At 43.6% G+C, this 24,131-nt stretch carries 16 protein-coding genes and 5 pseudogenes; 4 read left to right on the top strand and 17 right to left on the bottom strand.

Going from position 1 to position 24,131, the window contains the following annotated elements; translation table 11 throughout:
- Positions 1-144: 144 nt before the first annotated feature.
- The 5 genes from G519_RS41445 to G519_RS0102400 form a co-directional block, all read right to left on the bottom strand.
- Positions 145-2,961 carry a carbohydrate-binding protein gene (locus tag G519_RS41445; RefSeq protein WP_051253014.1) on the bottom strand — a complete coding sequence of 939 codons (2,817 nt, stop codon included), beginning with the start codon at positions 2,959-2,961 and terminating at the stop codon, positions 145-147.
- 37 nt (positions 2,962-2,998) lie between these two features.
- Positions 2,999-4,348: an ABC transporter substrate-binding protein gene (locus G519_RS0102415; protein WP_051253013.1), complete on the bottom strand. Its 1,350-nt coding sequence runs from the start codon at positions 4,346-4,348 to the stop codon at positions 2,999-3,001.
- Between the two features lie 100 nt (positions 4,349-4,448).
- Complete coding sequence (locus G519_RS41440; RefSeq protein ID WP_064743387.1) at positions 4,449-5,279, bottom strand: carbohydrate ABC transporter permease; 831 nt, start codon at positions 5,277-5,279, stop codon at positions 4,449-4,451.
- A 13-nt stretch (positions 5,280-5,292) separates the two neighbouring features.
- Entirely contained in the window at positions 5,293-6,195 is a 903-nt protein-coding gene (locus G519_RS0102405) for a carbohydrate ABC transporter permease (RefSeq protein ID WP_029193314.1), read from the bottom strand.
- Positions 6,192-7,493 (bottom strand): glycoside hydrolase family 125 protein, encoded by a 1,302-nt coding sequence (locus G519_RS0102400; RefSeq protein WP_029193313.1) that lies wholly within the window; start codon positions 7,491-7,493, stop codon positions 6,192-6,194. Before G519_RS0102400 ends, G519_RS0102405 begins: the two co-directional genes overlap by 4 nt.
- A gap of 209 nt (positions 7,494-7,702) precedes the next feature.
- On the opposite strand from G519_RS0102400, the gene G519_RS0102395 reads away from it, so the two are divergent.
- Entirely contained in the window at positions 7,703-8,830 is a 1,128-nt protein-coding gene (locus G519_RS0102395) for a GntR family transcriptional regulator (protein ID WP_029193312.1), read from the top strand.
- Positions 8,831-8,941: 111 nt separating this feature from the next.
- Here the strand turns inward: G519_RS0102395 and G519_RS0102390 are convergent.
- The 8 genes and pseudogenes from G519_RS0102390 to G519_RS0102355 all read right to left on the bottom strand — a co-directional run.
- Positions 8,942-9,195, bottom strand: a pseudogene (locus G519_RS0102390) (Y-family DNA polymerase); the annotation flags it as partial.
- Between the two features lie 456 nt (positions 9,196-9,651).
- Positions 9,652-10,010 (bottom strand): annotated as a pseudogene (locus G519_RS48655) (ABC transporter ATP-binding protein); the annotation flags it as partial.
- Positions 10,011-10,014: 4 nt separating this feature from the next.
- Positions 10,015-10,419: pseudogene (locus G519_RS41430) on the bottom strand (sigma-70 family RNA polymerase sigma factor); the annotation flags it as partial.
- A gap of 508 nt (positions 10,420-10,927) precedes the next feature.
- On the bottom strand, positions 10,928-12,070 hold the full coding sequence (locus G519_RS0102375) for a M20 family metallopeptidase (protein ID WP_036631855.1): 1,143 nt from the start codon (positions 12,068-12,070) through the stop codon (positions 10,928-10,930).
- A 15-nt stretch (positions 12,071-12,085) separates the two neighbouring features.
- Entirely contained in the window at positions 12,086-12,889 is an 804-nt protein-coding gene (locus G519_RS0102370) for an ABC transporter permease (RefSeq protein ID WP_029193309.1), read from the bottom strand.
- Entirely contained in the window at positions 12,886-13,743 is an 858-nt protein-coding gene (locus G519_RS0102365) for an ABC transporter permease (protein ID WP_051253012.1), read from the bottom strand. The genes G519_RS0102370 and G519_RS0102365 overlap by 4 nt, the downstream gene beginning before the upstream one ends.
- On the bottom strand, positions 13,740-14,837 hold the full coding sequence (locus tag G519_RS0102360; protein WP_029193307.1) for an ABC transporter ATP-binding protein: 1,098 nt from the start codon (positions 14,835-14,837) through the stop codon (positions 13,740-13,742). Before G519_RS0102360 ends, G519_RS0102365 begins: the two co-directional genes overlap by 4 nt.
- Positions 14,838-14,846: 9 nt before the next feature.
- Positions 14,847-15,968 (bottom strand): ABC transporter substrate-binding protein, encoded by a 1,122-nt coding sequence (locus G519_RS0102355; protein ID WP_029193306.1) that lies wholly within the window; start codon positions 15,966-15,968, stop codon positions 14,847-14,849.
- A 239-nt stretch (positions 15,969-16,207) separates the two neighbouring features.
- On the opposite strand from G519_RS0102355, the gene G519_RS0102350 reads away from it, so the two are divergent.
- Positions 16,208-16,969, top strand: a complete 762-nt coding sequence (locus G519_RS0102350) for an IclR family transcriptional regulator (protein ID WP_029193305.1) — start codon at positions 16,208-16,210, stop codon at positions 16,967-16,969.
- 187 nt (positions 16,970-17,156) lie between these two features.
- A complete protein-coding gene (locus tag G519_RS0102345; protein WP_029193304.1) occupies positions 17,157-18,905 on the top strand; it encodes a methyl-accepting chemotaxis protein in 1,749 nt (582 codons plus the stop codon).
- 244 nt (positions 18,906-19,149) lie between these two features.
- Here G519_RS0102345 and G519_RS0102340 read toward each other — a convergent pair whose 3' ends face one another.
- The gene (locus G519_RS0102340) at positions 19,150-20,316 is read right to left on the bottom strand and encodes an IS110 family RNA-guided transposase (protein WP_029193303.1); all 1,167 of its coding nucleotides are present in this window, start codon (positions 20,314-20,316) and stop codon (positions 19,150-19,152) included.
- 332 nt (positions 20,317-20,648) lie between these two features.
- On the opposite strand from G519_RS0102340, the pseudogene G519_RS48650 reads away from it, so the two are divergent.
- Positions 20,649-20,990, top strand: a pseudogene (locus G519_RS48650) (DDE-type integrase/transposase/recombinase); the annotation flags it as partial.
- A 100-nt stretch (positions 20,991-21,090) separates the two neighbouring features.
- Here G519_RS48650 and G519_RS41420 read toward each other — a convergent pair.
- The 3 genes and pseudogenes from G519_RS41420 to G519_RS0102315 all read right to left on the bottom strand — a co-directional run bounded on the left by G519_RS41420 (position 21,091) and on the right by G519_RS0102315 (position 24,123).
- A pseudogene (locus G519_RS41420) lies at positions 21,091-21,579 on the bottom strand (ABC transporter ATP-binding protein).
- An 86-nt stretch (positions 21,580-21,665) separates the two neighbouring features.
- Positions 21,666-23,225 (bottom strand): extracellular solute-binding protein, encoded by a 1,560-nt coding sequence (locus G519_RS0102320; protein WP_029193300.1) that lies wholly within the window; start codon positions 23,223-23,225, stop codon positions 21,666-21,668.
- A 34-nt stretch (positions 23,226-23,259) separates the two neighbouring features.
- Positions 23,260-24,123 carry a carbohydrate ABC transporter permease gene (locus G519_RS0102315; RefSeq protein WP_029193299.1) on the bottom strand — a complete coding sequence of 288 codons (864 nt, stop codon included), beginning with the start codon at positions 24,121-24,123 and terminating at the stop codon, positions 23,260-23,262.
- Between the last annotated feature and the right edge of the window lie 8 nt (positions 24,124-24,131).

The raw sequence follows: 24,131 nt of genomic DNA, 5'->3' as shown, positions 1-24,131 counted from the left end.
ACCTCACAGTTTAAACTGTGAGGTTAAATAATAAGATTTATTCTATTTTGAGCTGGTTTTCTGCCAGTCATTTATTAGCGATTCAGCAGCAGTATTCAGAATCGCTTAGGCTTATCTTTAACGGTTTTATTGCCGACTTATCTCCTAATTTTCCAACTCTATTTCAGAATTTCCACTTTTATCAAAAGGGAATTTATTACTATTTACAGTTATTCCTTTTGATACATTTCCTGACGTATCTACTGTCTTTATTAAGATTTTATAGTGCTTATTATCCTTTTCAATTCCTGATATAACAGCAGTTTGTATTCCTCGATTAACTTCTATTACGCTTCCAACCTGTTGTCCATTGTTTAATAGAGTGATTTGCACCTTTTGACCATCAATATCATATGGACCATCCCAATACAATTCCATTTTGTCATTTCCTTTAATCACCAGAACATTTTCTACCTCTCCCGGAGGCACATTGTCTTTCACAGGCACAGGTGGTGTAGTTGGCGCTGTAAATACAGCTGGGTCACCGAAAGTGAATTTATCAAAGTTATATAGCCAATCTCCTCCTTTAAATAACATGAATACGATATGCTTTCCGGTTACAGGAGTTGTTACATCCGCCGAGAACACCTTGAAATTCTGCCAACCGCCAGTTCCATACACGGCATCTGTTACTACAACGGGGCCATTCATGCTATCTAATCTTACCTCTATAGTTCCTCCGCTTGTGTCGCTTGCAGCATTGACATAGAATTTAGATGGGCTTATACTTCCAAAGTCTATATAGTTGTACATCGCATAAGGGTTATTGGGACCGTATATTCCAGCTAAGTACGTTTGACCTCCACCATTTTCGCTACCGAAGCCTACACCACTGGTATAGTTTTCAGCCTCTAATTTTCCATACGCATCTCTTGCTTTGCCCTTTACTGTTGTAAAAGAGAACCAATCCAAATTGCAGGGTGAGTCACTTCCATTTGTTCCATGAAACACCAGATAAACATCATGAACACCTACTGCTTTGGTATCATCTATAGTCGCCATAATGTCAACCCAGTTATCCCAACTACCTAATGCCGGAATTTCAATAACACCTGCGGTTGGACCGTCCAAACTGTCTAACTTCACTTCAATCGTGCCGCCTTGATTGCCGCTTGTTACGTGAGCAGTAACTCCTGCAGCACCTGTTCCAAAGTCAATTCCTTTGTAGGATGCGTAAGCGTTATTTTTAATGCCGTCTACAAATCCCCAGTCCGCATTTTTACTAAGACCTGAACTGCTATCATAATTACCGGCTTTCAGCCTTGTATATGCATCTGTTTTGGTTGGATCCGTTGTGGTGAATTTAAACCAATTTAAATTAAATAAATATTGATCTTGCGTTTTGGTGAAGACGAGATATAGATCATGGATTCCTGTAACAGTGCTCGGATTTCCCTGATCATCCTTAAGAACTGTAACAGCATCTGAATAGTTATTCCAACCGCCCGTTCCTGTTACGTTTAAGGTACCGACTTTTGCACCATTTAATGAATCCAATCTGACTTCTATGTTCCCCCCGCCTGTTCCGCTTGCTGCTCTAGCAATAAACCCTGCTGCACCAGTGGATCCAAAATCTACATTTTTATATGCTGCATAGTGTCCAGGCTGAATTCCACCCAATTGCAGCGTTCCTTCTATACTGCCTTCCATAATAAATCCAGTACCGATATTATAGCTTTCTGCTTCTATTTTATTGAAAGGATTTTTAGCTGCAAAGTTTAAAACAACATCCTTGGATTCGTCCTGTGATAAAACAGCTAAGGCTTCAACAGCAGCGGCTGATGACCAGGATTCATAAGTTCCGGAAAGCAGTTGACCTGCCCAATTTCCATCCACAATATGATCTGCATTTCTATGATTCCAGGCCATTTGAGTATTGAAAGCAAGCCAGTAATTAAAGTCTTTGCTAAACGGCTTGTAGGTTTTTCCGTCCTTGCCGTTTAATGTCTTTTGAAGATAAGCCAAATTGCGAACTAAAATTGTTTTCCCACCCTTTAAGTCCCCATTTGGTCCTTCATAATTCAACAAATGATTTACATCTACCAAATGAGTTTGGGTAAATTTCGCTGCTTTCACCGCATCATCAAGATATACGGTATTTCCGGTTATTTTGTACAGTCCTACTGCAGCGCCAATGAAAGTACCCTGATTGTAATGCGTTGCATCCGGGACAGTACCTTTTTCAAGTTCTATACGGTCAAAAACTTTTCCATTGCCATCTGTAAGCATCGTTTTACCCCATCTATATATACGAGCAGTTGCATCCAGATAGTGATTATCTTTAGTCATGTTATAAAGATAAACGGCTGCTTCAGCTGCCGGAAAATTGATGCAAGCATTCTTGGTGGTATGCTCGCTATTCATCCACCAGATACCTCCATTTGCAAAGCTGTCATCCCACTGCGTATTATATACAAAGTCAAAATAATACTTTGCCTTATCCAAATATCTTTGTTCTTTCGTGATTTCGTATGCCCTTGCGCTTGCCATCGCCCACCACATGATGTCATCATTAAAATGATTATTAGTCCAGTCTGTTCCGTATTTTGCTACCGTACCATCAAATATATCATCAATCTGAGTTCGAAGCTTTGCTTTCAGTTCAGCATTGGATGTATGAACATATGCATCCATGACCATTTCCCAAAGTTCAGCCTCGACCCAAAAGCCTTGATACTCACCGCCGTGATTAGAGTTCGTCCAATAATACTTTGCATTGCTATCCCAAAATTTTGCGTTGAATGCCTCTATGGCCGTGTCTGCATTTGACTTTGCATTTATTGCTTTCTTGGCAGTATCTTCATTTGACGAAGCAAGTGCATATGCTTTTGTGCTTCTAACGGCAGACAATGAAGTAAAACTTAAGGAAAACACCAAAGTTAACGCTAAGAATTTAATTATTTTACCTGTTCGCAAGCCCATAAACATTACCTCCCTTTTGTATCAAAATTAGCCTACACTATTTAATAACCTTTGTAATTTTGTCAACCATATCGTTAAGACTGCTAACTGGAGCTTTCCCTGTCAAAATATTATTCCATGCAGCATCTATAAATGGATTTGCTTTACCAGCCCACGTGGTTAGGAATCGAACGGGTTGAACATTTTTTGATTGAAGAATGTGATTCACACCATTGGCAACATCAGCATGGTTTGAAGAAGTCAAAAAGTCGAAGTAAGCTTTTGCTGCATCCTTTTGTGCGGCAGGTGCAACGGGATTTTGCGGCAACACTTCTGCATACATCGTCGAATCCATATATTTAAGTACTTTCCAGATAGCATCTGGATTTTTAATATTGGATGGGCTACTCCACCCTACTGCATCATAAATTTCCGTTTGTGAGCTTACTACAGGACCTGGAACAAAGCCCCAATCTAAATTAGGTGCAGTTCTGATCAGATCATCCGCAATCCATTGACCTTGTTGAGTCATCGCCACTGTACCTGCTTTAAAATTGCTCATGACGTTGGTTTGATCAAAGGTTGGCGGGATCATCGAACCATTAGCGATTGCAACTTTATATTTCTCTAAACCTTCAATAAACTGTGGACTGATTTCGACCTTCGTAGGTTTCACAATTCCATCTGCAAATGGCGCGCCGCCGGCAGAAACAGAATATAAGGATAATTTGAACGGATCCACTGTTGCGTACAATCCGTATTGCTGCACGCCTCCCTTTTTAGAAGTAAGCTTAAGTGCATCTGCAAACATTTCATCATAAGTCCAACCAGCTTTGGGCTCGGTTAATCCCGCATCCTTGAAGAGTTTCTTGTTATAGAAATAACCATACGTATTTAATAGACCCGGTAACCCATATAATTTGCCGCCATCTTGTTTCCAAGCGTCTAATACACCATTATAAAAGCTATCCATGAATTCTTTATCTCCAGCTGCCTTGGCGCTCCAGTCATACAATCTTCCTTCCGCACCGTTTGCAATAACCATATCATTACCAGTCATGAATATATCGGGACCCTGATTGGCTGCGATCATTTGATTGATTTTAAGACCATAATCGGATAATGGCGCTGGGATCAATTTCACAGTTATCCCTGGATTTGCTGCTTCGAATTTTTTCATAGATGCCATAATCTTGTCATTCATGGATGGTGATTCCCAAGTCATGATAGTGACTTCAATCGCTTTTGTAGGTTCCTTAATAGCAGCCGAAGGAGAAGCTTTAGTATTAGCTGAGGCTAAAGCGCTTGAAGTTGGCGTATTATCTGTAGAACTGCAAGCTGACAAAGCGAATATACTTACCAGAACGACTGTTGATAATAAACTTACACTTGCCTGTATTTTCTTCATTTTTGTATTACCTCCCAATTTTTATAAAAACACTCTTACTTCAAGAAAATATCACAACCCAAACACATTGGTTTTCATCCCCCCTCTCAATGAGTCGAGATTATTTCAAACCGGCGGAATTGACCGATCCAAGCCCCTGCATGAAATACTTTTGGCCTACAAAAAAGATAATCAACATAGGAAGCATATAAAGAAGATCAGCAGCCATAAAATAATTCCATTGCGTTGTCCACGTGGATGCGTAAGAAGCCATGGAAACTGCTAATGGCCATTTTGCTTGATCTACCAAATATATAACGGGTTCAAGATACTGGTTCCAAGAGCCCTGAAAGGAAAAGATCATCATAGTAATAATAATTGGCATAGACATCGGCACAATAACACTCCATAGTAGACGAAGATCATTCGCACCATCAATTTTCGCGGCTTCATCAAAGGATTTTGGAATGGTACTTGAAAATTGGATAAACAAAAATGTAAAGGACGCATTTCCAAAATATGCAGGAACGATAATAGGAAGCCAAGTGTTATACCAACCCAGTGATGTGTATAAGTGAAATAGCGGTATCAAACCAATAAAACCTGGTAACATCAGACTTCCAATAAATAAAGAAAACCACATTTTACGTCCAGGGAATCTCAAACGACCCAGACCATACCCCACAAGAATAGAGCTGGTGATTTGTCCGATTGTACAAATTACTGCAATTATCATTGAGTTTGAAAACGCTTTCCAAAAATGAATTTGTGCAGTTCCAATTATGAAGTTTTCCCAGTTGAATTCTTTAGGATACCAATCTGGTGGAAGACTGAATACATCATCGTTTCCCTTTAAAGCTATAATGATCATCCAAAATAAGGGATATAACATCGAGATTGATCCAACTAATAGAATAATAAATCGAAACATTTGAAATCCAGAATTTCTCATACTACCTCACCTCTTACCTATTGTCATTTTCGTAATATACAAATCGATTGGAAAATTTATAAGTAACCACTGTAAATATCATGATGATGGCAAACAGGATACTTACTTCAGAAATCGCATAGCCAAACATCTTGCCATTGAAGGCGTCCTGAAATATTTTAAAATTAAGAAGCATTGTAGAAAAATTGGGTCCTCCATTCGTTAATACGAGAACCTGAGTAAACCCTTGGAAAGCTCCAATAATGCCTAAGATGAGTTGAAGAAAAAGAATGGGAGTAATCATCGGGATGGTGATCTTTAAAAAACTGGTCCACTCTGAGGACCCGTCCACTTGTGCAGCTTCATAAAAGTCTTGTGGGACAGATTGGAGACCGCTTAAAAAGATAATCATAGTGCCTCCAACCTGCCATAAGCCATTAATAATAACTGAAATCAAAGCTGATTTTTCATCCGTCAACCACGTTCCCTGAGGGAGCCCGAGCAAATTTAAAAATTGATTAGCAAGACCATATTGGGGTTGATAAATAAACTTCCATAGGGTAAGTGATGCAATTATTGGTAAGACGGTGGGTAAATAATAAAAAGTGCGAAAATACTTAATACCCGGAAGATTTTTGTTTAATAACAATGCTAAAAGTAGACCCAGTGCTAATGAAGCAGGAACGCTTAGAATTACAAAGTAAAAAGTTACTTTGATGGAAGTCCAGAAAGAAGGATCCACCGTAAACATATATTTGTAATTTTCAAATCCGACAAATTTCGGTTTACCAAAACCATCCCACTCTGTTAAAGCATAATAAAATGAGGTAATTAATGGATAGGCAACAAACACACTAAAGCCAATAATAGAAGGTAAAATGAATAAATAACCGATGATCAAGGCTTTTATTTTCCTTTTTTTCACTATTGTGTTCAATTATGTACCTCCTTTATCAAGTCCCTTTGTTCAGCCCATTTCCATACAAATTCCCCGAATAAGCTATTCGCCCACGCAAACCAACTTCGCGTATATTGCTCAGGACGATCCGGATGAAAGCTTTCATGCATAAATCCTGTTTCCGCGTTAGTATGAAGCAGCATTTGAATAATCGCATCCTGCTCCTTGTTATCCCTCGATGTAAGCCCTTGCATAATTAAGCCAATATGCCAAACGTACCCGTGTGGCGTATGAGGGCTACCGATTCCTTTCGCATACATGCCTTCATAATAATAGGGATTATCTTTACTCAGAACAAAGGCACGTGTATTTTGATAAATGGCATCATCCATCGAACGATAACCCAAGTAGGGGATGGATAGTAAGCTTGGGACATTTGCATCATCCATTAAATTGTAATTTCCAAAACCATCTGTTTCATAAGCGTAGATTGGGCCATGCTTGAGATGTTGGTACACTCCATAGGTTTGAATACCGAACTCAATTTCTGCCCTAAGGTCATGAGCAGTGACAGCAAGAGCATGATCCTGAAACGCATTTTCTGCAAACTCAATAATGTGACCTAGAATGACTACTGCAAACATATTGGAGGGAATTAAGAAACCGAACTTGCAAGCATCATCACTTGGTCTAAAACCCGACCATACCATACCCGTATAATTCGTTCGAGTCCCCTTTCCTCTATTGGGAATCGTATCCGAAGGCAGTACACAAAGTTCTTCACTTCGTTCAAATGTATAGGAAGAATAATGATCATGATTCTGTTCAATTCGCATCGTATCCACAATGATTCGCAAGGCCTGATGCAGAGAATCGTTAAAAAGCTCCGTGTCTTGTGTAGCATCCCAATATTCCTTACAAAGCTGGACTGGGTAGCATAGAGAATCTAATTCAAACTTTCTCTCCCAAATAAAGGGACCCATTTGCGTCAGGTCCGATTGATGTCCAGAACCATCAGCTTCTTTATTGAAGGCGTTTGCATAAGGATCAATTAAAATGTTATTGGCTTGCCGATGGATCAATCCACGAATCAGACGCTGTAAATCTTTATCCCCCGCACATCCACTAATGTAGGGTCTTACCTGTGCTGACGAATCTCTGAGCCACATAGCTGGAATATCACCCGTAATGATAAACGTCGTTTCATCTGCCAAAAGCTCAACTGTTGTTTCCAGTGTGTTTGGATAACATTGTTTGAACATACTGACTAATTTAGGAGATGTCGATAAAAACTTCTGCTCAATCATGTGAATTCTGTTTTGAATAGATGAATACATGTAATCACTCGCCTCGTTGTTAGTTAGTATGACATTTTCTATACTCATTTCATATAAATAGTATATTATTAATATTAATATTATGTCAATATATTAATTTAAATACATGTTATGTCGGACATAACTATATAAATAGCACAATTGGTTTGCATTCACAAAAAATAAATAGTATATTAGGTATATCATTAAATAAATGAAGGATGATTATTATGGCAATCCCACTCTACGAAAAAATTTACCAACATATATTGCATGAAATAAAAAGCGGAGTACTAAAAGAAGGGGATCGTATCCCTACCGAGCTAGAACTAGCGGATCGATTCCACGTCAGCCGCATAACAACTAAAAAATCTTTGGAAATTTTAGCAAAAGACGGTTTAATTGAACGGCATCGCGGCAGGGGATCCTATGTAAGTAGTAATTTACCAGAGCTATATTCCTTAGCAGTGACAGAAGATATGGTCGATATGGAAAATCCTACCTCTGACGACTGGCGCTTAATTGCGGTTATTTTGCCGGATTTCTCAGAATCCTATGGAACAAAATTGCTACGCGCGATTGAACGTCAATGCTCTAAGCTTCGTATTCGGATGATTTTAAAACTAACCCATGATCTAAGGGAAGAAGAGGAAATCGCGATTCGTACACTTGTAAATATGGGGATTGATGGATTAATTGTTTATCCCATTCACGGAGAGCATTACAATGGAGAGCTTTTGAAGCTTGTCTTAAATGAATTCCCGCTTGTCCTACTCGATCGCTATTTAAAGGGAATTAATGCCTGTTCGGTATGTACAAACAATAAAAAAGCAGCGCAAGAACTTACAGATTATTTACTAGATAAACACCATAAACATATTGCTTTTGTTTCTACTCCTCCAGAAAACACATCTACAATTGAAGAAAGAATTCATGGGTACACAGATGCATTACTGCACCGAGGGATTGGGATAGATCAGCAATATTTTATTACAAATTTAAGTGCTACACTTCCAAATCAATTGAACAAGGACTCCAACATTATGGAAGACCGTGAAATAATATCTCATTTCATTATGAGAAATCCGCAAATCACAGCGTTCGTGGTAGGTGAATATTTATTAGCTATCCATTTACGACAAGTATTAATTAAACTAGGATTACTCACGAAATACGAAATAGTTTGTTTCGACTCTCCGGACGATCTATTTGAAGAACCTTTGTTCAGCTTTATTCGTCAAAACGAAGAAGAGATGGGAATAAATGCAGTAAATTTGATGCAAATGCAGTGGGATCGAACCACCGTCCCTAAGAAAACACTAGTTGACCATTCATTTGTAAAGAGAATGGATAGATAACCCCTTTTCGCAAATTGTGAATTCCTAAAACAAAAGTGTTGAACCGTGCAGTCTTCAACTCGGTATTGTTCACCTCAGCCTGTATGTCTGAAGTGTGAAAATACCATTCAGTATATATCGTTGCATGTGTGGACGCATTACGATAGCGTTTGGACACAATTGGAGCGCTTCACCAAGCCGCTGATCTGTACTAACTCCAAAGCTTTTAGCGATTGGGCATGCCGCCAAAATAATACCTGAGCGCGTGTAGAATCACCTGCGACAACAACTGAGAGATTTTCTAAACCAGGATGAGTAGCCTTTTCAACGCTTGCGTAGCACGATTGGCAGTCTGCAAGGAAAATCGTCCGTTCCTTTGCGAACATAATCAGCTCCTATATACGTGCATTTTCACAAGTCTGCCCATTTTCGAAATTTTTCATAATCAAAAAATAAACAAACCGGAACTCCCACTATAAAGTAATGTTTTCTCCCGTTTTCTCGCTTATTCTCAGTATTACAACTTTGACACCTTGTTTGGTAGTAGTGGAGAATGTAGACTCTACATCATTTTCTGTAAAGACGTAGGCGGGAACAGAGCTTAGGATAGTTTGGATTCCAAAACTGTGGATAATTGGATATGATCGCACAGTGGATCTCCACATTCAACCTTGGGGTTTACCCTCCCATGGCACGCTGGGTCTATGCCCTTATTCCTTCGTTCTACCTCTCAAGGGGTGGATGCCGATTCTTGCTCCTTTACGTTAATAGCTGTTGATTTTCTTAAGCAGCACTCTGTTGTTGTATTCTGGTTTGATGAATATGTCTTAACACTTCAGCAGACCTTGTGCATTTAATCTCTTTAAAATGTTTAAAATCTCCACACCTGTCTTCAAATCTAACGCTCCCGTAGGTTCATCCGCCAAGATTATCGGAGGATCTCCTGCCAACGTTCTAGCAAAGCAACCCGCTGCTGCTGCCCACCGGATAACTCTGATGGAAAATGCTTCTTGCGATCCAGCAAGTCCACCTCTTTCAATGCATGTAAAACAAGTGGGTCTCTTTCTTTTTTGCCCATCTCCCGATAAATCAAAGGCAACTCCACATTCTCATAGGCACTTAATCTTGGGAGTAGGTTAAAACTCTGAAAAACAAATCCAATCTTCTGATTGCGGATCTCAGCAAGTTGAGTATCCTTAAGAAGGTTCCCCGCCAAGTCCCAGACCAAACCGGCCAACGACAACTTCCTTCTCGCGATCGTCCAAGATTTCCAAGTTCCGATATATTTTACTCTTCTCTATCTTAAGCTGCACCTTATCCACGACGTCATCGGCTTCCGTGCCGAGGATGTCGATCAAAGTAATTTCATTCCCCTCTTTGTCCGTTCCGATGGGATCATGCAAGGACACATCCTTGCGTATTTTCTTCAATGAACGCAGATGCATAAGGATCTCGTTCTCAATACAGCGAGCAGCGAACGTCGCGAGCTTGGTCCCTTTGTTCGGCGAAAACGACTCGATTGCTTTGATCAGACCAATGGTGCCGATCGAGATCAAATCCTCCAAATCTTCCACTGTGTTATCGAATTTTTTGGGATTGTGAACACGAAGCAACGTAAATTCATTCTACAAATGCCCGCTACCGGAACAAAGAGTTACCTCTTGGCAGCCCTATCGAAATTAAACTATTGTTACTATTGATGCCTATTTCACTTCACCCATTGTGAACATGCAGCGAGCATTACGCATTTGCCGAGGGCTTGGCCACCAATTTTACCAGCCCTGTCTGCTGCTAGACCGGCTTTCGTCAGACTAGAAGCTCGAGTTATTGCCGTATTTCCATAACAGTCCTTTATGCTATCCATGATACGATCGAGTTGACGCAACTTCGTCACGTCCTCAAATAAATCGAGTTGCGTTATATTTCCGTTCTCTAGCTTACCAAAAGTAATCCCGACTATACATACTGGATGACCATTCCAATTACTCTGGAAAGATCATCCCGATTCTTATCGCAAGATTGGGTTGTATCCAAAATACAAGGAACGAAAAATAATTGGCTCCATAAGGTCCTTCCCTTATGAAGCCAATTGCGTTCATTCCAATTATGGCAACTCCATCAACAATTCTCAATCAACCTCGCTAAGAGAGCCGTTCGAAATGGGATTTCATCAATTTGAACGTACTCGAGCGGAGAATGCGCATGATCGCCTCGCGCACCTAGACCGTCTAGGGTCGGCGTACCCGCAGCCGCCGTGAAATTACCGTCGCTGACGCCTCCGGTCGCAGTTTCTTCGAGTGCTATAGCAAATTCGGTATAAGCTAGTTCACGGGCAAGTTCGTATAGTGAAGCTATGGACGCAGTCCGTTCCATAGGAGGTCGGGTCATACACCCGATAGCCATCAGTTCGGCATCCGGATGATTCGCCTTAAGCGCAGCGAATTGAGCTTCAAGTCGCCTTGCTTCCTCAATTGTTGCAACGCGAACATCGATCTCTGCCTCCGCATGCTCCGCCACAACATTGCTTCCGATGCCTCCTTGAACAAGGCCCACATTGACGGTCGTACCTAGAGAATAGTCCGTCCATTCATGTAGCCGTTGAATTTGGAACGCCAGTTCCTCTATGGCGGAAACTCCCATTTGCGGATTGACACCGGCATGGGCGGATATTCCTTTAACAGTCAGTTTATAGCGTCCGCTTCCTTTACGGGATGTTTTGAGCGCACCGTTCGGCTCCATAGGCGGTTCAAGAACGAAGACGGCCGCAGATTGCCGAGCGACGTCTTCGATGAGCTCTCTGGAAGTTGGACTGCCGATTTCCTCATCGCTGTTAAACAACATACAAACCTGCTTATCCTCCGGCAAACGACCCATATCCTGCAGTACCTTGATTGCAAACATAGCCTGCAGTAAGCCAGCCTTCATATCATAGACGCCAGGCCCGTAAGCCTTGCCGTTTTCTATACGGAAAGGCCGCCGTTTGGCTTCGCCAAGCGGCCAAACCGTGTCATAGTGGCCAAGCAGTAAGATTTGTTTAGGACCGCTGCCCACATGACACAGAAGACGATCTCCTGCAGTGGGATGTGAAATGCGTTCTACCGTTCCACCGGTAATGTGCGTAAATTGCTGAGCATACCAGTCCGCCATCAAGTCGTTCTGCTCTTTGCTTCGGGATGGTGAGTCCATATCCACGCTTTCCTGAAGCAGCTTCAACAGTTCCGGCAGATAGGATTGTATTCGTTCTGTGATAGATAATGACATGATGTAAGGCTCCAGTTAGTGGGATTGCGAATTGGATCCGAACAAGCGGTCCAAACCATATACGCGTTCCAAAATGATGATAAATACAAGACTTAACAAAATAACGACCGATGAAATCGAAGCAACCAAAGGATCTAATGACTCCTGCATATGACTAAAAATAGCTAGTGGGAGCGTCGTCGTCGATGGGGATACCATGAACAGTGACACGGTTACATTATCGAACGAAGTCAGAAAAGCAAAGATCATGCCCGACATAATGGCCGGTTTCAATAGGGGCAGCGTAATGTCCCGAAACACATGGAAAGGTTTGGCCCCCATAATGTATGCAGCCCGCTCCAGCGTATAATCAAAAGAGCTGAGCCCTGTCAGCACAAGTCTCACCACATAAGGAATGGAGATCAGAACATGCGCCAGCAGAAGTCCAAGAAAAGTGCCGGCAATCCCGATCCGAGTGAAAAACAACAATATCGCAATCCCAATAATAAGGGCCGGGACCGTCAAAGGCGACAGCAGCAGCCCGTTCATGAAACCACTGCCGCGGAATTTGTACTTGTGCAAAGCAAGTCCCGCCAGTGTGCCGATTATCGTAGAAATGATCGCTGTCAGAGCAGCAAGCTCGAGACTGAAGATGAACGAATCCACGAACTCGGGGCGGTCAAATATTTTCGTATACCATTGAAAAGAAAAGCCGACCGGAGGAAATGAAAGATATTTAACCGAAGTGAAAGAGGTCGGAATGACCACCAAAAGCGGTGAGATCACAAACAGCACAACGATAAATGTAATGATGCCCAGTGGCGAAATTTTTCGAGTCATGAGGAGAACACCTCTTTATAACGTTTGGTTTCGACCAACCGAGTAAACAAAGTCACCAAAGCGACTGTCGAGATCAGCAATAGAAACGATATCGCCGCACCCAACTGCCAATTCAGTTGTGTCATAATTTTCTCATAGGCAATAACCGGAAGCACCTTCACGGAGGTTCCCCCCATTAAGGCTGGCGTGACGAACGAGCTCATCGATAAGCTGAACACGAGCGTTGATCCTGCAAGCATACCTGGGAGCGTTAATGGCACATCCACACTGAAGAAAGTACGGATCCTGCTTGCGCCAAGAATATTCGCCGCTTTGTACAAAGAGCCGTCAATTTGATACAAGCTTGTCGCGATTGCCAGGATCATGTACACGATTAAAGAATCTGTCAAACCAATAATGACACCAAGTTCGTTATACATAAGCTTCAATGGCTTGTCGATCAGACCTATTTTGAGCAACGTATTATTAATAAGCCCCTTTTCCCCGAGCATAATCACCCAACCGAAGTTTCGAATAACGACGCTTACGAGATGCGGAGCAATAATTAAGAATGTAATGATTCCGCGCATTCTGCTTGTCGCCTTGGCCATGTACATCGCCACCGGATAACCTAAAACAAAGCAAGTGATCACGGTAAGCAGACTTAACTTGATCGTCCTCCACAGGATTTGGACATAATAAGGGTCATGGATGAACAATAAGTAATTCTCAAATGAGAATTGCTCGTCACTGTTTTGAAAACTAATTAGCAGAATGTAAAACATCGGCAGTAAAAATACGCCAAGCAGCACCGCGATCGCAGGCGCCAACAAGAAAGCGGCGGTTCGCAACTTACGTCTACGATCCTCGCTCATCGGGTGTTCCCCTTTCCTGGAAAGACGAATACATCCTCTGGTTTCCACTCTAGAAATACCGTCTGTCCATGTGAAAGCTGTTGCTGGGCGCTCTGGATGCGAACCGTCACGCTGACATGTCCAATTTCAACTTCACATTCCGTGTAGGCCCCCAAGAAAGAAGTCAGTTTCACAACTCCTTTCACAACGTTGGTGCCTATCGCCTCTTGTTCCTGAATACAAAGATTGATTTTCTCAGGGCGAACATAAATAGACACCTGCTCCCCCTCTGTGAAAACCTGATCCCGATGCATGGCTGTTAACGAAAATCCGGCATCAGACTTAAGCGAAAGGCCTTGCTTTTGTACCTGCGCCACAATTCCCGTCATTCGGTTTGATTTCCCGATAAACGTATGCACGAACTCCGATGCGGGGCGATTGTAGATGTCCCACGGCTTCCCAATTTGTTCCACTTTACCATGATCAAGAACGACAATACGATTGGATAAATAGAGCGCCTCTTCTTGATCGTGAGTAACAAAGATGGTTGTGACCCCAATCTCCTGCTGAAGCCGTTTCATCTCATCCCGAAGCTCTTCCCGAAGCTTGGCATCCAGATTGCTAAGCGGCTCGTCGAGCAGCAATAAAGTAGGCTCCGTTACAAGCGCCCTAGCTATCGCAATCCGCTGCCTCTGTCCACCGGACAACTGCTTGGGATAGCGGTCGGCTACATTTGGCAGTTTCACAAGCTCGAGCACCTTGCTGACCCGCTTCAGGATATCTTCCTTTGACACTTTGCGGAGCTTCAGACCGTATGCGACATTCTCAAATATCGTCATGTGCGGAAAAAGCGAATACGTTTGAAAAACCATTCCCAAATCGCGCTTGTTGGAAGGCACACCATTCATCCGCTTGCCTTTAATGATCAAATCACCTTGATCAGGCTCCAGAAAGCCGGCAATCATATTGAGCGTCGTCGTCTTGCCGCACCCAGAAGGGCCGAGGAAGGAGACGCACTCTCCTTGCTCGATTTGCAGATTGAAATTGTCGACAACTATGTTCGGACCAAATTTCTTTTGTATGTTAATCAGTTCTACATCCATATTGTTCTTCACGAGCCTCACCTATTTTCCGACTTTAGGAGCTACTTCTTTGTTGAAACGGTCAAGCCACTGCGATGTGTTTTTACCAACAGCTTCTAGATCAAGTTTCACAACCTTGCTGCGATCAAAGTTCAACTTGTCGGCAATATCTTTCGGAAGAGTAACCGGCACGGCAGGATTGTAGTAGAGTTTCTGACCGTATAAGACTTGTACTTCATCAGACAAGAGGAAATCGATGAACAGTTGAGCTGCGTTAGGATCTTTGGCGCCCTTCACGATTGTTGCAACGTTAGGAACAAGGTTCGTGCCTTCCTTTGGAACTACGAATTCTAGATTCAGTCCAGCATCTTTTTGAACCAAGCTTCTTGCTTGCGTCCAAGTGGTATAAGCCGCGGTCTTATTTTGCAGATCCTGCTGCAGTTGAGCGGAGCTTTTCGCAAAAGTAGGCATATAGCCTGCCATCGTTTTGAACTTTTCAAAACCTGGGTCCATGCTGTTCTCCGAACCGCCATTTGCGTAAGCGAGCATGATGAGTGCAGAACGGCCAAAGTTACTAGAAATCTCAGCTATAGTAAGATTGCCCTTCATTTCAGGCTTCGCCAAGTCATTCCACGACGTCGGAATCGGCAAGCCTTTGGCTTTTACAATCTCAGCATTGTAGGAAATCCCCATGGGTGTATAGTTAACGGCCACACCGCTATTATCTTTCACCTTAAGATCAGCATTGACTTTTTTCATATTAGGTATCGACTGATCAGATAGTGGCTCCCAGAGACCTTCTACACGGCCTCCCTCCTGCTCACCGCCTTCAATCACAGTGACGTCGATTTGAGGTGATGCTTTTTGCGCTTTGACTTTAGCCACTATTTCAGTAGAAACCCCAGAAACATAGGTCAGTTTCACGTCGGGATATTTTTGATTGAACTTTTTGAAAATTTCATCCTTCATTAGTTGTTCTACCGTAGAACCATTACCTGCTACAACAAGTTGTTTCTCTGGAACTAACACTGCCGCCGTTTTTGCAGGAGCTTTATCCGCAGGCGTAGCAGCACCCCCGGCCGGTTTATCGGTACTTGATGCGCATCCTGAAAGCAGAGCACCCGATAATGCTGTAATAGATAGAATTGTTCCCCATGTTTTCATATAAATCCTCCCTTTTTCGTTTAAATCGTTCACTATGCGTGAACAACGTTTACTATATGTGAATATTATAAAAATTTTACCATGACTTCGTCGAATTATGCAATTATTTATTTTAGGTCCATTTAATTTAGCTGTCACCGTGCTCTCTTGCACTACATCTAGGAAAAAATACGCGTTTATGGTAAACTATCAACCAAATCTGTCACTTGGCCTCGTCCAATAAGGAGCATGAAATTAGAATGGAAAATCACCTTTCATCCGTTAAAAACAGCAGCAGACTGTTAAAAACGTTCCTGGATTCCCATAAGGAAATGGGCGTCAGCGAGTTGAGTCGACAGCTCGGGCTTTCTAAAGGCGCCGTACACAAACTGCTTATGACGCTGGAGAGCGAAGGTTTTATTAAGCAAAATCCAGCGAACAAACAGTACTCCTTAGGATATACCCTTTTAGAGCTAGGAAACAAGGTTCTCCGAAATCATAATTTGACGGACTTCTCCAAACCCTTTCTGCAAAAGCTTGCTAAGACAACCGAAGAACTTGTATGTCTCTGTGTTCGAGATGAGCGGGATGCTATCTATGTAGATAAAATAGAAGACTCTCAGCACCCCATCCGTTTTAACGTTGAAGCCTATCGACGATTCCCCCTCTATGCAACATCGGCTTCTAGGGCGATTCTCGCCTTTCAAGACCATACATTTATTGAAGACATTTTGTTAGGTGAAATACGAACCTACACGCCCTATTCCTTAAAAGAGCCTGAGGAAATAAAAGAACTCCTAAAGTCCATACAGCAGCGAGGATTTGAAGTCAGCTCTAACCGGCGTAACGTTGGAGTAACCGGCATCGCAGCGCCGATATTTGAAGCAAGCGGAGCGGTGAATGCTTCCATCAGTATTATCGGACCGACCGACCGCGTCCTTCCTGTACTGGATACATTGATCCAGCAAGCTGTGGCCACCACCAAAGAAATTTCTGCTCAATTGGGCTATCGAGGAAAATAAAGTCTTTCGTTTCTTCGTATACTCCTTTTAATAAAAGCGGCGCTCCGAGTTTTCGGAACGCCGCTTTTTTCTTTATTGCATTTTCTGGAAATCAATGCTAAAATCCCAATGAATTCATACATAGCAAACATTGTTCATATATAGTGAACAGTGTATCGTGCTGAGAAGAAAAGGAGCTACCTATACGATGAAGAAACGGATTCCATCGATTTCTGTAACCGTCGGAAGAAAATTGTATGCAAGCTTCACTATTATCCTGATTATGATGTGTGTTCTTGCCTGGTTCACGACTTCTGGATTAAAAAACATCAACCAAAAAACAAAGAACATCACAGGCAACTGGATGAGCGGCGTTGAAATCATCAATCATATCAATTATTTGACTGAACACGTATTAGCTCTTGAATTTCAAAACATGATTGAAGCAGATACTTCCACTTCCGACTTCATCAACGAAGAAATCAGTCAAACCATTAAAAAAATCGATCAAGAATTCGAGCTCTATGAAAAAAGGAGCAACTCCCCTGAGGAATTGGACCTATTAGTAAAGGTCAAGACAGCCTGGAGCGACTATATCTCTCTTCACACTCAAATGGTACAGTACGCAACAAAAGCAGATATCATCAAGGGCGCCGGCAAAGACGGTCCTCCAATTATTAAACTGATTCAAGAATCTCAACAACTATTCACAAGCATGAAGCAAGATATGGTTAAGCTAGTGAAAATGAATCATGATGGAGCTCAGAACGCAAGTAATGAAGCTGATAAGCTATATATAAGCAACGTCATTTCTTCTATCGTGTACGTATTAATTGCAGCATTGGTGGCCATGGGCCTTGCCTTCCTTCTTTCCATCCATATTTCCAAACCGGTTCGATTGGTTTCCAAAGCCATGGAACAAGCTGCTGCGGGCGACTTGAGCATCCAAGTGCCGAACATCAAAAATCGGGATGAAATCGGGGATTTAGTCCATTCTCTTCAGACCTTGATTCGAAACTTTGGAGAAATCGTAAATCATATTCAGGATGCTTCCGTACAGGTAGCCGTTTCTTCTCAGCAGTTGACCGCAGGATCAGCAGAAACATCGCTTGCGGCCAATCAAGTATCCGTCTCTATGCAGGAAGTCGCAGCCCGAGCTGAACATCAAATGCAAAGTTCCGAACAAACAAGCAGAGCCATGGAGGATATGTCCCATGGGATTCAGCGTATTGCCGAAACATCAGGACAAGTATCGGAGCTTGCAGTCGAAACAACACGCCAAGCAGAACAAGGTAACGCTAAGATTCAGCAAGCCATCCATAAAATGAACGCTTTAAACAAGTCGGTTGAACAAAGCGCTGTACAGTTAAACCGTTTAAACGAACGATCGACTGAAATCGGAGGGATTGTTACGATTATTCGTGATATCGCCTCTCAAACCAGTCTACTCGCGCTCAATGCTTCCATTGAGGCTGCTAGGGCCGGCGAATATGGAAGAGGCTTTGCTGTTGTAGCGAACGAAGTCAAGAAATTAGCGGAACAATCCAACCAATCAGCTTCCCAAATTTCCGAACTGATTCATGCGATTCAATCGGATTCCGAGCAAGCCGTAAGCATGATGACATTAGGCATCAATGAAATCCATGAGGGAAGCCGTTCTATACAAGAAGCAGGGGCCAACTTCGGACAGATCGTACTGTCGGCAGAACATTTGTCCGAACAGATTCAAGAGGTAGCCGCTGCTTCTGAGCAAATGCATGCCAGCGGTGAAGAAGTGTCCGCTTCGGTTACGGAAATGGCAGAACTTTCTAGACAGTCATTCGAAAACACACAGCAAGTGGCATCCATCTCCATGGACCAACTCACCGCAATGGAAGAAATGAGTGCATCCACCACTTCACTATCCCATATTTCAGTTCAATTGCTGCAAGTAACAGCTAAGTTTAAATTGAAGTAATTGATATCAGGTGAAGAAAATAAACTTTACACTTGGTCCTTTTTCGAAACCCATGAGCGAGATGATTGGTCTACTCTCATTTCCAGCCTTTGGCGAGTGTACGAGAATAAGCTTGCATAAACACAAAAACCAGCTAATGTTTGTCAAGCATCTCTGTCTTGGTACCTAAAACAATTCTTGTTATAATGTTTATTGAAATGACAAATAAACCTCCATTAGCGTGGACGTTTATGGGATTTTTTGGTTATGTGCGATAGGGCTCGCCTCGGGTAAGGATGGCATAGACGTGATGGAGAAGCTTGTTGGCGCAAGCGATCCCGGCCACCTTGTATGGCTTGCCCTCTTTCTTTTTCTTGTCATAATAGGCCTTGATCCGCTCATTTTTTCCTTTGCGCAAACCACATTGCACTGCTATATATAACGCACGCCTTAAACGCTTAGAACCCCGTTTAGTGATCTTACTGCTTGAAGCCGTAAACTTTCCTGAACTAAATACACTAGGGTCGAGTCCTGCGTAAGCGACGAGGTGTTTGGCATGCCCAAACTGAGTAGCATCACCGATCTCGGCGACCAGTGCGGCAGCCAATTTATCACCTACGCCTGGGATCGTTTTAAGAAGGGCCACTTCTGGGATCACCGCGACCGTTACCTCAATCTGCTGCTCCAAATGCTCCAGTTGCTCTTGGAATGCAAGCAACAAGCCTAACATACTTTGCAAAGCTATCGTTTGTGCCGGGCTTCGTCCTTTGCTTGGGGCAATGCTCTGAAGTTGTGCCAGCTTCTCCCGGATCCAGATTTGACCGTGTGACCTTTGTACGGTTTCCCGAATTATTTCCTCTGTGATCACCACACCACTTAAATATTCCTGCAAAAAGCGCATTGCTGTTTGGGAATACAGATCATAAAACACACCTTCGTAGGCAGGAAACACTTGGTCAAGCAACGCCCGCATATTCAGCTTAGCCTGCACGTACATTGCTGTTACAAACTCGTGCTGTCTTGTGAGATGCTGTAGCTCTAGAAGCTGTTCGTCCCCTTTACGATGAGGCTTTACATCGCCACGGTAGTACATCTCTGCTAAGTGCCATGCATCAGCGGCATCTGTTTTTCCCTTTCGCAATTGTATGCCTTTTGCCCGTTTAGATTGTAGCGGGTTAATTACCATGTAGCGGAACCCACTTCGTTCCATGTACGCTACGAGTCCCCGATGATAATGCCCCGTTGCTTCTAGTACCACCACCGGTTCTCTTCCCGTTTTCTGACGTAGATCTCCAAGCCATACTCCAAACTCCTCAAATCCTTCCTCTGTATGGGTGATACATCTCGATTTTCCAACCGTTTCGTTTCGCGCGGTGAATGCTTGCGTTATGCTTGTTCCTTTAGACACATCTAATCCTACAACAGGTTCCATTTCACCATTCCTTTAAATTTCGCCGGCATTCCCACGATAGCTCCAGTGCCATAGCTTCGCTTGTGATACGAGATCTAGGTCTCTACCAGCTCAAACATGGTTATTGGGTGGCAGTGGGAGAACAGTTTTTGTGACGGGGTTTTCCCCCTAAGAGCTGCTCGTTCTCCCGGCTACCGCCATCTTATACCGAACCTAAAAAAAGGCCAACCAGATATTTCTGGCTAACCTAATAATACGAAAGAGAACCACAATAACATCGAACGCTTCCCAACAGCTTAGAGCGGGATTTTAGAAAAGGTGATCCTGGGCTTGCCTTACTCACCAACCTTACCTACCTCCCATATGGCAGCTCCGAGACGGCTTATTTGTCGACCATTCTAGATGCTTCAACGGGAGGAATCCTCTCCTATAACCTGTCCAACCGCCTCACATTGGACATTGCAACTGACACAATTGACGCACTCGTAAAGCAAAGAAGGCTTAAGCTGCACAAGGATGCATTTATCCATTCGGATCAAGGGAGTTATTACGCGAGTCCCAAATATCAAGAACTTTTAAAGCAAAAGGGTCTAGGTCAATCCATGCCTAGACGAGGAAACTGCTGGGACAATGCGCTACGGGAATCGTTTTTCTGCCACATGAAAGACCATGTTGACCACCGTAGTTTTCGTTAGCTCAGGTAAAGTAACAAAGTTCGCCCTCTCCCACACCTACTTTGCATTCAATTAATCAAAAACCGATACCCCTTTCGGAATACCGGTCTTCATTTTCCATTTATCCTCTCAGTCGTCCATCCCAAAACTGTACAATCCGCTTCGCCTGCTCGGCTACCTGCCGATCATGCGTAATCACAATAATCGTCTTGCCCTGCCCATTCAACCGCCTGAAAATATCCATAATTTCCACCGGTCTTGGAATCCAGCGCTCCAGTCGGCTCATCTGCCAATATAATCGACGGATCTCCTGCCAGTGTTCGCGCAATAGCAACACGCTGCTGCTGCCCGCCGGATAGCTCGCAAGGGAAATGCTTTCTGCGATTTAGTAAATCTACCGATTCCGAATCTCCGCCAATTGTGAATCCTTAAGGGAATCAATCTGTTTCCCATCCAGAACATATAACCCTTCATCCGAAACGTCCAGACACCCAATAATGTTCATGAGTGTGGACTTACCAGAGCCAGACGGCCCCATAATAGCGACAAATTCGCCTTGTGAGATATCTAACGTAATATCATCTAATGCCCGAATGGTTTCGCCGCCCATATTTGTTCGTTTTCCACGCCAATCCGGCTCCTTTCCTATGCTCCGAAAGCCGACCCAGCGCGGAAGCGCTGGGTCGGCTTTCGCCCTTATTTCTTGGCAACCTGAGAGCGGTCGTACGCTGCTTTGTAAACGTTAACGACCTTGTCGACGCCAATTTTCTTCAGTTCATCAACGTAGCTGTTCCATTCGTTTAAATCTCGCTGCCCGGTAATGAATTTAGCCAAGGCCTGATCGCGGGTTTTCAGCAGCGTCTGACCTGTCGTGGAAATGACCTCAAGCTCCTGTTGAGTCAAAGCAGGACGAGGCTGCTGCTGGCTGTCGTAGTTGACAGCTTGCTTGTAAGCATCCTGCAGCTCTGGAGATGACAACGACAAATGGGCGTCATAGTCGAACCAAGTGTACGTGCCATCCGTCGAGAGACCAGTTTTCTTGCGCATATCGGACACGTCGGCGTAGTTGCCTATGAATTTCTTTTTGCCGTTCTCTTCGCTGTACGTTTCGCCTTGCTTGCCCCAGCTGACAAGATCGAGCCCTTCCTTGGTATAAAAGAAATCCATAAAGTGCATGATGTCTTTAATATTCTTAGAGGTCGACGTCACCATGAGACCGTTTTCCAAGAACTGGGTATAGGCATTCTTCTGCGGACCTCCCGGCCAGCCTGCCGGAGTAGGCATAAACAGCAAATTGTACGACGGGTTCTGCTTGCGCATTGGCAAGTTGTAGAAATCAACCCGGCTGATGTAGTCCGCTGTCACGAAGGAGCGATCAGTAGACATTAGATCCTGCCATTGTTTCGTGTCGATCGTCAGGAAATCTGGCGGTATTAAGCCTTCTTTGTAAAATTTATTCAAGTACGTAATCATCTTCTTAAAGTTATCCTCGATGGGTCCGTAGCGCCATTCCTTCTTGTCAGAATCGAAGTAGACGTCGTTGGCGCTGTCGTCACTGCCGGTGCTGAAGGCTGGTGCAAAGTTGCGCAAATACAGAAGCCCTTGTCGCCATGCCATCGGATAGCTGTCCGGATACGCCTGCTTCAACGTCTTAAGTACGGTGTACAGCTCATCCCAGTTGGCAGGCGTTTTTAACCCGTTCTTTTTAAACACATCCTCCCGGTACATCCAGTTCATGCGGTTCGTTTCCCCGATACCGTGGTTCGGAAACACGTACATTTTGCCATCAGCGGAGATTGCGTTCTGCGTATCGGCCGGGAATTGTACCATCCATTTTTTCAGATTCGGCATTTCGTTGATGTGATCGAGAATATTGACTAGAGCACCCTGTTGGCCGAATTTATCTGCCGTCTTCTTGCTTTGCGTATACAGCAGATCTGGCATATTCCCCGAAGCAACGGTCAAATTCAAGGCATTGTCCAGCAGCGCGTCCGGCGGAAACGAGACGTTCAGGGTGACACCCGTTTTCTCTTTGATGTACTTCCAGACCGGCCAATCTTTGTTATACGGCCAACTGGCGTTGGAGTAATCGAGGAATGTGAACGTATTCTCTTTCAGCGGTGCGGTCGTAGTCTTTTCGGCAGGAGCGGCAACGTCTTTGGATGGTGTAACCGCTCCACCCGTTTGGTTGGAGCAGCCCGAAACAACAGCTACAGTCAGCGCTGCGGTGAGCGCCCAATTCAGGGTTTTTCTCATAGCAATCAATCTCCCTTTTCATTGGTATATTTGACTAACCTTTTACCGATCCGATAAGAGCTCCCTTGACAAAATACTTCTGGAGAAATGGATAAATTAAGAGAATAGGAACTGTGGATACAATGATCGTAGCATACTTAAGCGGCTCATCGAGCACCTGGTTGTCACCGACGTTGCTTCCGCCATTCAAGACCATCTGCGAAGCCATGACAATATTGCGGAGTACTACCTGCAGCGGATAGAGCTGGTCGTTGCGAAGATACAGCAGTGCAGAATAGAAGTTATTCCAGATGCCTACCGCATAAAAGAGACCGATTGTGGCAAGTGAAGCCGTGGACAGCGGCAGTACGATGCGGGTGAAGATACCGATCTCAGTCAACCCATCCAGCTTGCCGGATTCCTCCAGCTCCTTGGGGAGACCCAGAAAGAAGGTGCGCATGATGATTAGGTTCCATGTGCTGATAGCTGAGGGCAAGATCATGGACCAGAATGAGTCGACGAGGCCTAAGCTCTTAACGACGAGGAAAGTGGGAATCATACCACCGTTGAAAAACATCGTGAACACGATCATCAGTGTTAACGGCTTGTGAAACATCATCTCTTTCTTCGATAGCGCATACGCGCCCGCAGCCGTGATGAGCAGGGAAAGAGGCGCCCCTACAGCGACATACAGGATCGTATTGCGGTAAGAGGTCCATATTCGGTCATCGTGCAATACCACCTGATACGCGTTGAAATTCAAGCCTTTAGGCAGCAAACTGATTTCATTTTTAATCACATGCACATCGCTGCTAAGGGACACAGAAATCATATACAGAAAAGGATAAAGCGTGGCAACTGCGACGGCCAATAGGAATAAGCCGATCAGAAGACGAGACAAAGACCATTTAGGCTTCACTAGGCATC

This window comes from Paenibacillus alginolyticus DSM 5050 = NBRC 15375 (assembly GCF_000422905.1).
Classification (GTDB): Bacteria; Bacillota; Bacilli; order Paenibacillales; family NBRC-103111; genus Paenibacillus_E; species Paenibacillus_E alginolyticus.
This window is presented reverse-complemented; position numbering and strand designations above follow the sequence as displayed.